7 protein-coding genes are annotated in these 10,843 nt (G+C 45.6%); 5 read left to right on the top strand and 2 right to left on the bottom strand.

The genetic code is table 11. The annotated features are described in order from the left end of the window. The coding region (locus AB6D93_RS23005) for a VCBS domain-containing protein (RefSeq protein WP_372159210.1) at positions 1-2,299 on the bottom strand (2,299 nt) is incomplete at its 3' end. A 233-nt stretch (positions 2,300-2,532) separates the two neighbouring features. Here AB6D93_RS23005 and AB6D93_RS23010 point away from each other — a divergent pair. The 5 genes from AB6D93_RS23010 (at position 2,533) to AB6D93_RS23030 (ending at position 10,082) form a co-directional block, all read left to right on the top strand. After that, positions 2,533-2,997, top strand: a complete 465-nt coding sequence (locus AB6D93_RS23010; protein ID WP_017064449.1) for a hypothetical protein — start codon at positions 2,533-2,535, stop codon at positions 2,995-2,997. Positions 2,998-3,096: 99 nt separating this feature from the next. Continuing rightward, positions 3,097-4,539, top strand: coding sequence for a TolC family protein (locus tag AB6D93_RS23015; RefSeq protein WP_102333470.1), 1,443 nt, complete (start codon positions 3,097-3,099; stop codon positions 4,537-4,539). An 11-nt stretch (positions 4,540-4,550) separates the two neighbouring features. Beyond that, the gene (locus tag AB6D93_RS23020; RefSeq protein WP_102333471.1) at positions 4,551-6,281 is read left to right on the top strand and encodes an efflux RND transporter periplasmic adaptor subunit; all 1,731 of its coding nucleotides are present in this window, start codon (positions 4,551-4,553) and stop codon (positions 6,279-6,281) included. Then, the gene (locus AB6D93_RS23025; protein WP_102333472.1) at positions 6,278-9,421 is read left to right on the top strand and encodes an efflux RND transporter permease subunit; all 3,144 of its coding nucleotides are present in this window, start codon (positions 6,278-6,280) and stop codon (positions 9,419-9,421) included. Before AB6D93_RS23020 ends, AB6D93_RS23025 begins: the two co-directional genes overlap by 4 nt. Positions 9,422-9,527: 106 nt before the next feature. Then, a complete protein-coding gene (locus AB6D93_RS23030; RefSeq protein WP_102333473.1) occupies positions 9,528-10,082 on the top strand; it encodes a copper-binding protein in 555 nt (184 codons plus the stop codon). A 126-nt stretch (positions 10,083-10,208) separates the two neighbouring features. Here AB6D93_RS23030 and AB6D93_RS23035 read toward each other — a convergent pair whose 3' ends face one another. Continuing rightward, positions 10,209-10,466 (bottom strand): hypothetical protein, encoded by a 258-nt coding sequence (locus tag AB6D93_RS23035; RefSeq protein WP_102333474.1) that lies wholly within the window; start codon positions 10,464-10,466, stop codon positions 10,209-10,211. Positions 10,467-10,843 lie beyond the last annotated feature (377 nt).

The following is a 10,843-nucleotide window of genomic DNA, read 5'->3' on the forward strand; positions in this document are numbered from 1 at the left end:
CGTTAGTGCCGTTAATCGTCACTTTGACCGTTGACGTTGTGCCATCAATAGACGACACCGTGAAGGTTTCTTCAACTTTATCGCCGACGTTTAATTGGTTAAACGCACTGTTGGCGGTGAACGACCAATGACCATTGGCATCAATAGTCAGGTCACCGTTGGTGCCAGTAATTGAATCCGGTGTGAATGCATTATCTGGATTATCTACGTCGGTACTGTTCAATGTTCCTGATGTCGTTACCGCTTTGTCGGTTTCATCGATGGCGACGGTCGCACTGCTGACAGTAGCTTTATCATTGGTGCCATTGATCGTCACTTTTATGGTCGACGGTGTGCCATCGATGGATGACACCGTGAAGGTTTCTTCGACTTTATCGCCGACGTTCAATTTATTAAACGCGCTGTTGGCGGTGAACGCCCAATGACCATTGACATCAATGGTGAGGTCGCCATTTGTGCCTGCAATGGAACCTGGCGTGAAGGTATTGTCTGGGTTATCCACGTCAGTACTGGTTAGCGTACCTGAAGCCGTTACCGCTCTGTCGGTTTCATCTATACTGACCGTTGCTGTACTGACCGTCGCTTTATCGTTGGTGCCATTGATATAAACATTAAGTTCAAATACCGATCCATCTTTTGTATGTATTTTAAAGCGCTCGGTTAGCGTGTCGCCATTATTCAGTTGTTCTATATTCGGATTGTTATTGTTAGCAATGTAAGACCAAGTGCCTTGACTCGTAAGTTTTAATTCGCCATAAGCCCCATGTAGATTCTCAGGCAAAAATGTTGATTCGTTGAAGTCTTTATCATCAACATGTAATTGACCGCCGGTATGTAAATGGCCATTTTGCACATTTACATCCTCATATATGGTTTTCCCCAGTCCCGAAGGAGGTGCACTAATATTTGCCTTTGAGGGGAGGTGTGGAGATTGACTGCTTACTACTGGATTATCATTAGTGCCTCTCACGTTGATAGTTACGTTGTGAGGTGTACCGTCGGCAGAGTGAACAGTGACGATGTCTGTCGCAGTTGAACCTTGGCCAAGTCTTTGAACTACTGGGTTATTGTTGTCTAAATTGTATGTCCACGCACCGTCTTTGGTGATGCTTAGCGTACCGAAATTGCTAGTTACTTGTGATGCCTGAAAATGATCTTCTCCAAGATCAGAGTCCGTTACCGAAAGCTGCCCTTGAACTTGTGTCGTTAAATCTTCAGTTAACGTGCCAGCATCCACACCCGTAATTACGGCATTGTCATCGTTGCCACCTATTGTCATATCGATCGTTTGCGGTGTGCCATCTTTGGTGTGAATTGTGAAACTTTCATGCAGTGAAGTGGCTGCGGTTAAAGCTTGAACATTAGAGAGCGAGTTATCAACTTGATACTGCCAATGTCCATCAGCATCGATAGTTAATGAACCATATTTACCTGAGATAACTTCCGGCGTAACCGAACTTTCATTTTGGTCAGGGTCTATGACATCGATTTTGCCGTTCGCATGTAACAAGCCTTGTGAATCAATATTGTGATCTTCTGTTACCACACCTGTTAAGTCTCCAGAAATATTTGGCGTGTCTTGCTTACCTGTTACCGGTATCTGAACAATGATGCTCGAGCCATTAGATAGATGTAACGCAAAATGATCAGTACCTGGTTGGTGCTGGTTTAACAGGATGTATTGAGGAGAATTTGGATTCAATACGAATGTGTATTGACCATTTGCATCAACATGAAGCTCTCCGTACGTACCTTTTATGACTTCTGGCATAAAGGTGACGGGTAAAGCGGGCGTCGTAGGCGCATTCGAATGAGTCGGCTGACCGTTACTCCCTGAGGAGATAGTCGGCATCGATACCGAAGGAATGTAATGGACTTGCGGGTGAGAAAGCGTCGACAAATGATGAGAAGGAACCAAGTGAGAGCTCGAACCATGGGCGGCATGACTTGCACTTAAGGTGGAGTTTACGTCGCTGTCACTCGTCTGAGCTTCTTGGAGAGCAACCGCTGATGAGTCCGCCTTGCTATGGTCATCGGTGACATCTTTTTCGGTCACGTTATTTGCGGTTACTTGATCTGCAGCGTCGCTGGAATTGTCTATACTTTCCGCAGCAGCGTGTTTAGCCAATGATGGCAAAATCATCATGAGTGACTGAAAAAGTGGGATATTCACTTTTAGATGTGAATGCAGTCTGCGCTTCTTTTTTTGTGTTGGTTTCTTTTGTTCTAGCTTGTTACTTTTCTTATTTTTGATTTCTGTATTTTTCTTGTTTGCTTCGACGTTTTTTTTGTTAGCCATTTTTATCATCCGTGAATCGTGGTTGCACTATCTTAAGTAAAATACACAGATAGAGGTTTCGCTAGCTAATTGGATAATTTTTAAAGAAAAAACTGCAAAGTCGAAGAATTATCTCATTTTGATGAAAGAGAGGATGAATACTTTTTCAACGGTCAGGCAAATATCGGCACAATGGCATTGACCTTACCCTAAGGGTAACGTTTATAGTTGCGGTGTAAATTCAAAGGTAAGCTATGACAAACACATTCCGAAAAACTTGGATTATTGTTTTCAGCATCATTGCGATGTTGATGTCTAGCTATGCCTCAAGCTCCTCAGCCTTGATGACTGAAGTAATGATGATGGAAATGGGGTCGAGCAAGTCGGCTTGTTACCACAGCGATACTTCGGTTAATGATTCAATGGCGGGGTGTCATGTGATGAGTGAAGAAGTACACGCTGAAGACTCTAACATGAGTGCCCATGCTTTGATGGCTCAATGCGATATGTCTTCAATGAGCGAAGACGGTAGCTCGATGATGGGTAACCATTGTTCGAGTGTCGATTGCTGTGCCTCAATGTGTTCTGCAAGTCCCTATCCAATTCAGGCTGTTCAAGCCGTTGATCAACTTTCCTTTTCATTAGCTCGTTTTCAATCGGTCACGATTGGCCAGAAAGTCGCACGCGCTCAATCTTTGCTACGCCCACCTTCCGCATAAATCTATATCTAAAAATACAGCTCTATCAGTTAGATAAATCTGATAAGCCATTCTTTTTTATGCGCTAATTAGCGTTAGATATGGACATTCATTGTGAATATGAAACCAACAACCTCTGTGTTTGTCATGAACACGAGCTTAGTGGTTGCTGCTACCTTGCCTATGGCCTTGTTTTCAAGTGCTACGCTCGCGGCTACCACGGCGTCAGCTTCAAATGCTCAACACATTTCAGCACATGACCAAGCAAGCTCGACGCAGCAACTCAATACACTGATTGAGATTGCTTTAAGCGAAGATGGAAATCGCAAACAGTACTTTGCTCAGTCTCAAGCGATGCGAGAAACGGGCATTGCCAGCTCGACCTTAATGGATCCTAAATTAAAAGTTGGATTTGGCGGTTTGCCTGTCGATAGTTTTCAATTCGACGAAGACCCGATGACCAATATATCGGTAGGGTTGATGCAGCAGTTTGAGCGTGGCGATACGCTTAACCTTCAACAAAAAAAGGCAGGCCAACAGGCAGATGCTTTAGCTTTGCAGGTGCAAGCAAGAGAATTGACGGTTGCGAATAGCATGACGCAGCTTTGGCTTAAGTTAGGTTATCAGCAAAAGGCTGAGTCGGTGATTCGTCAAAATCGTCGTTTGTTGGTTGAGCTTGAAAACTATGTACAAACCAATTACTCGATTGGTAAAAGCGAAGCGCAAGATCTGCTTAATGCTCAGCTCCAAGTGAGCAAGCTTGATGAGAAACTTCAGGCAAACCAGCAGGTTCAGCGTCGTCTAATCTCTCAGCTTTCTGAATGGTTGGGTTCTGATTGGCTAGGCTCTCAGGTTCTTGATTCTCAGGGCACACTGAATGCAACTAACCAAATCGATTGGTCATTGTTGGAAAGCAAATTAGCGACCAATATCGATTCAACCAAGCACTACCAGCTACTGACTGACCATCCTTTGGTTAAGATCTCCGATGTCAGTATTTCCTCTAATCAAACTCAGGTTGAGTTAGCCGAGCAAGCTTATACCCCACAATTTGGGGTGGAAGTGATGTATGCACACCGTCAAGCCAATAACATGGCGGGTGAACCAGCTTCTGATCTGGTGAGTGCTTATCTGACAGTCGACATCCCGCTGTTTACGGGGAATCGACAAGATAAAAACTTATCGGCTGCTCAGTATCAAGTTGGTGCGGCTAAATCTCAAAAAGACACCTTACTTTCCCAAATGAACGCGCAAGTGAATGCATTGCTGGTGGACAGATCAAATCTGATCCAGCGATTAGATCGCTATCAAACGTCCTTGCTTCCTCAAACCGCAGCACGAATCAGCGCGGTTGAAAGGGGCTATCAAAACAATACCGCTCAGTTTAACGATGTCATTTTAGCAACGACCGATGAGCTGGCGCTTAAGTTAGAGCAACAACGTTTGATCACCGATCTCAACATCGTTAACAGCAAACTGGCGGCGTTAGTCAGTGGCTTTGAATACCAAGTAAACCAACCACAACTCAATTCAAGCGCAACTAAACACACAGCCAATCAATAAGGGAATAGACAATGAGTTCAGTAAAAGTAGCAACAATCGCTTTATTGGTCGGTGGTGCATTGGGTTTTGGTGTGAATCACTTTGTCGTTGGGTCAGCACATAACATGTCAGCAATGGCAACGAGTACAGGCGCCGAAGTAAGTAAACAAACCAAGGATGAGCCTTTGTATTGGGTAGCTCCGATGGACCCAAATTATCAGCGTGATAAGCCGGGCCAGTCGCCAATGGGGATGGATCTTATCCCTGTGTATGCAGACGATGTGAACGGCGGAGCTAAAGATAAGCCCGGAACCGTGTTTATTGATTCTTCCGTGGAAAATAACCTTGGCGTGAAAACCGCACAAGTCACACGAGAAGCGCTATCACCGCGCATTGAAACCGTGGGTTATGTGACGTTCGATGAAAGTACATTGTGGCAAACCAACGTAAGAGCAGCTGGTTGGGTTGAGAAGCTCTACATCAACGCAGTGGGTGAGAAGGTAAACAAAGGTGATGTACTTTTCACACTCTATTCTCCAGAGCTTGTTAAAGCACAAGAAGAGTTGATCAGTGCTTATAAAACGGGTCGTAAAGGTTTGATCAAGGGCTCGACTGAACGCTTGGTCACCCTAGGTGTAGATAAAGCGCAGATACGATCGATCGCTCGTAAAGGGAAAGCCTCGCAAACCATCGAAATCAAAGCGCCTGCGGATGGTGTCATCGCTAGCCTGAATATTCGAGAAGGTGGTTATCTTTCACCTGCACAAGCGGTGATCAGTGCTGGCCCATTAGGCGAGGTATGGGTTGATGCTGAGGTGTTTGAGCGCCAAGCACACTGGATCTCATCAGGCAGCAATGCCGAAATGACACTGGATGCGATTCCCGGTAAGGAGTGGCAGGGCAACGTCGATTATGTCTACCCAATTCTGGACCCGAAAACTCGAACCTTGCGCGTTCGTTTGAAGTTCTCCAATCCCCATGGCGAGCTTAAGCCAAATATGTTTGCAAATATTGCGCTGAAACCCATTAGTGATGAAGCGGTTCTTACTATCCCAAGATCTTCGGTGATTCACTCCGGTGGTATGACTCGAGTGGTGATGTCAGAAGGTTCTGGCAAGTATCGCTCTGCTCGTATTGAGGTTGGTCGTGAAGCTGGCGAAAAAATAGAGGTGCTTCAAGGGCTAGAGCAAGGTGAAAACATTGTCACTTCTGCACACTTCATGTTGGATTCTGAATCGAGCCAATCTGCTGATCTGTCACGCATCAATGGCGTTGAAGAAGAAGCTGAAACCGTGTGGGCAAATGGCGAAATTTCCGACGTTATGCAAGGCAGTCGCATGGTGACGATTAACCATCAGCCTGTTCCTGAATGGGATTGGCCGGGCATGGTGATGAATTTCACCTTTGCGGAAGGCTTGGACATGAGTGACGTGCAACGTGGTAAGGCAGTTGACTTTGAGATGCGAAAGACAGAGTCAGGGCAATACGAGGTTGTTGATTACAAGGTCAACAAACACAAGATCGCCGGCGAAGTTTGGGTAACGGGTGACATTACCATGTTGATGGCAGATTTTGGCATGATCACCGTAAAACATCAGCCAGTCCCTGAGTGGAATTGGAAAGCGGGTGAAATGAATTTCCAAGCCAGTGATGACCTTGATTTATCTGAGTTTGCCGAGGGTCAAACTATTCGGTTTCTAGTGGCGAAGCAGGGTTCTGATTATGTGCTCAAATCTTTAGAAGCGGGTGAGGGCGAACTATGATCAATGCAATCATTCGCTGGTCTATTAGCAACCGCTTCTTAGTGCTGGTTGCTACTGTAGCCATCGTATTTGGCGGCTTATACAGCGTTAAAAATACACCGGTCGATGCCATTCCAGATTTATCAGATGTTCAGGTAATTATCAAAACCAGTTATCCGGGGCAAGCGCCACAAGTGGTCGAAGATCAGGTGACTTATCCATTGACCACTGCCATGTTAGCTGTACCGGGTGCTGAAACGGTTCGTGGCTACTCGTTCTTTGGTGATTCCTATGTCTATATCATCTTCAATGACGATACTGATATGTACTGGGCACGTTCACGAGTGCTGGAGTACTTAAGCCAAGTTGCACCTAACTTGCCATCGAGTGCCAAGCCAACACTAGGGCCAGATGCAACCGGTGTGGGCTGGGTTTACAGCTACGTGTTGCAAGATAAAACCGGTCAGCATGACTTAGCGGAACTTCGTAGTTTGCAAGATTGGTTCTTGAAGTATGAATTGCAAACTGTAGAAGGCGTGTCTGAAGTGGCGACCGTTGGTGGCATGGTGAAGCAGTACCAAGTACAGATTGATCCTGCCAAGTTACGTGCTTACGACCTAACGCTTCAGCAAGTCAACAAGGCAATCCAAGATGGTAATCAAGAAACAGGAGCGTCTGTTGTTGAGATTGCGGAAGCCGAACATATGGTTCGGACCACCGGTTACCTGACAAGCATCGAAGATATTCAATCTCTGCCGCTAAAAGTGACCGACAAAGGTACTCCGCTGCTATTAGGTGACATTGCTGACATTAACCTTGGCCCACAAATGCGTCGTGGTATCTCGGAACTCAATGGTGAGGGCGAGGCGGTTGGCGGCGTTATCGTGATGCGCTTTGGTGAAAATGCCAGTGAAGTGATCGACTCGGTTAAATCCAAACTCGCTGAACTGCAAGCTGGCTTGCCTGATGGTGTCGAGATTGTCGCGACTTATGACCGTTCGACTTTGATTGATTCAGCCGTTGAAAACCTTTGGAAGAAGCTGGCTGAAGAGTTCATCGTGGTCGCCGTGGTGTGTGCGCTGTTCTTGTTCCATATCCGCTCATCACTGGTTATCGCACTAAGCCTGCCTGTTGGTATCTTGGGTGCATTCATTGTGATGCATTGGCAGGGTATTAACGCCAATATCATGTCTCTTGGCGGTATAGCGATTGCGATTGGCGCCATGGTGGATGGTGCCATCGTGATGATCGAGAACGTTCATAAACACATTGAACGGACTCCGCTCACTGACAAAAACCGTTGGCAAGTGATTGGTAAGGCAGCAGAAGAAGTTGGCGCGCCGCTGTTCTTCTCTCTGATTATCATTACCTTGAGTTTTGTGCCTGTGTTCGCGCTAGAAGGGCAAGAGGGCAAGATGTTCTCGCCACTTGCGTTTACCAAGACGTATGCGATGGCCGCAGCGGCGGGTTTGGCTATCACGCTTGTGCCTGTGCTAATGGGTTACTTCATTCGCGGTAACGTGTTGCCTGAACACAAAAACCCAGTCAACCGCAGCCTAGTGGCGATGTACAAACCGCTTCTGAACCTCAGCCTAAAATATCCAAAGGTGATGATTGTTATCGCACTTGGCTTAATGGCGTCTGCTTATTACCCAACCAGTAAACTTGGCAGCGAGTTCATCCCTCCTTTGGACGAAGGAGATTTGATGTACATGCCAACCACGTATCCGGGTATTTCAATTGGTAAAGCGCGTGAGTTGTTGCAACAAACCAACAAACTCATCAAAACCATTCCAGAAGTCGAAACCACGTGGGGCAAAATTGGCCGAGCAGAGACAGCAACCGATCCTGCGCCACTGACTATGATTGAAACGGTTATTCAGCTTAAACCACGAGATGAATGGCGTGACGGCGTCACTACTGAGTCGCTACGAAAAGAGTTTGATGATCTGATTCAATTCCCCGGTTTGACTAACGCATGGGTTATGCCAATCAAGACTCGGATCGACATGTTAGCGACCGGTATTAAAACGCCAATCGGAATCAAAATAGCAGGGCCAGATCTGAGTGTTATAGAGGACATTGGCTCTCAGCTCGAACCTATCTTAAATGGTGTTAGCGGTACGGCTTCTGTGTATGCCGAACGTGTGGCTGGTGGTCGCTATGTCACGATAGACATCAAACGTCGTTCTGCTGCGCGATATGGCTTGAGCATTAAAGAAGTGCAACAGGTTATTTCGACTGCGGTTGGTGGCATGAACGTGGGTGAAACCGTTGAGGGGCTAGAGCGTTATCCAATCAATGTTCGTTATCCACAAAGCTATCGTGATTCTGTCGTTAAGTTACAGAACCTACCGTTAGTGACACCAAACGGTGCTCGTATCGCGCTTTCTGATGTCGCGGATATTCGATATGAAGATGGCCCTCCGATGATCAAAACAGAGAATGCGCGTCCTAATGGTTGGGTGTTCGTGGATATCGAAGGGCGTGACCTTGGTTCTTATGTGGCAGAGGCACAAAAAGTCGTTACAGATCAAATTGTTTTGCCTGCGGGTTACTCACTGGCTTGGTCTGGTCAATACGAGTACATGGAACGCGCCAAAGATCGCTTAAGTGTGGTCGTGCCTATCACCATTGCCATCATTATGTTGCTGCTGTATTTGAGCTTCCGCCGTGTCGGTGAAGTGATGATGATCATGCTGACATTGCCACTCGCAATGGTGGGTGGTTTATGGCTGATGCATGTCCTCAATTACAACTTCTCGATTGCGGTGGGTGTGGGCTTTATCGCCCTTGCCGGGGTAGCTGTTGAGATAGGCGTCATTATGTTGGTCTACCTAAACCAAGCATGGCACTACAAAAAATTGGATGCGGAGCAGAACCAGCAAGCACTTCAGAGTGAAGACTTAACGGATGCGATTCGTGAGGGTGCAGGACTGCGTGTTCGCCCAGTGATGATGACAGTACTTACGGTGATCATTGGCCTCATTCCAATTATGTATGGCGAGGGAACGGGCTCTGAAGTGATGCAGCGAATTGCCGCGCCGATGATAGGCGGAATGGCGTCGGCACTGTTGCTTACCCTACTGGTGTTGCCTGCAATCTTTAAGCTCTGGAAACAGCGTGAGATTATGCATAGCCAAAACGAGACAAACAAATAACGTATTGATTATTAGCCCTTACTTACCAAAACAGAGTGAGTAAGGGCGTACCACATGAACATTTGAAACTAACAAATAAATAACTGAATTAATCTAAGGAACGATCATGAAAAAGACACTTATTGCGATTGCACTGACGTTAACTACTGCAACGGCTTTTGCTGAAATGGACCATTCGAATATGGACCACTCGATGATGAAGAGTGGAGAGATGGATCATTCAAAAATGGATCACAGCATGATGAAGGATGGAAAGATGGACCATTCGATGATGAATATGGAAGGCATGTCTGAAGTGGGTATGCCTGCGACAGGCGCAAAGCCGGATAAAGTGGTTCATGTTCTGCTAAGTGACGATATGAAAATTACCTTTAAGAACAAGGTCGAAATTGAGCCGAACGATGTGGTGCAGTTCGTTGTGATGAATACGGGCAAGATTGATCACGAATTCTCGATTGGTTCTGCTTCAGAGCAGCTAGAGCACCGTGAAATGATGAAAAACACGGGTAATCACGCCCATGACTCGGGTAGCACAGTTACAGTTAAGCCGGGTAAAGCGAAGCAATTGCTGTGGCATTTCTATGGTGATAATAACGTAGAGTTAGCGTGCAATATCCCTGGTCACGCTGAAGCGGGTATGGTGAAGTCGTTAACGCTTTAGACGTTAATCAATAGCGCTTTGTTGAATTAGAAATTCAATGAGGGCTAGAAAATTAAAGATAAGTCTTAACTTATACCTAAAGCGCTTTGCTGTGAGGGATTCGCTGAGGCTTATCTTTATTTATAGTCACTGTAGCAAGATAGAAGTTTCAAGCAGATGGTGTGCTTCGCCGCTCAGATGCGGTAGCTCTGCCATGATCTTTTTAAACTTGTCATCGATTGACTCTGCTTCATTCAGCGATCGAAAAGCCAGTACAGCCTGTTCAGGCTCGCTGTTCACATAACCTTTCAATGTATCTAGCTGAATTTTATTGGCATTTTCAACTTTTGCTAACGCGACATTAATTGCTTCGATGTTAATTGTTAACTTATTGATTTTAAACATTTTTATTATTTTGTGGGTTGTTGCTAATGCGCGCACATTACCACAATGATTTTTGCAGATATTGACCAAGATTATTAAATTGGAACAATTTTGAAAATCATTAAAAGCTGAACTGCAATGTGTGATTTGGATAGGTGTCAGAAATACGAAGCAATTTAAGGAGTTAATAGCTTTGGTTGGTCACTTAGCGTTGATTCGTCAATCTAAGCTTAAATAAAATAAGTTTAGTCAGTATAGATTTAATGATTATGGACTTAGCAAACGGCGAAAATTTTTGAATAGGGTGTCGCTGGAAGAAAGTGCGTAATGAAGCTTAAGGAGAAGTTGGAGCGTGCAGCGGGAATCGAACCCGCATCATCAGCTTGGAAGGCTGAGGT

The organism is Vibrio sp. 10N.247.310.23, assembly GCF_041467155.1.
In the GTDB taxonomy this organism is placed as follows: Bacteria; Pseudomonadota; Gammaproteobacteria; order Enterobacterales; family Vibrionaceae; genus Vibrio; species Vibrio crassostreae_C.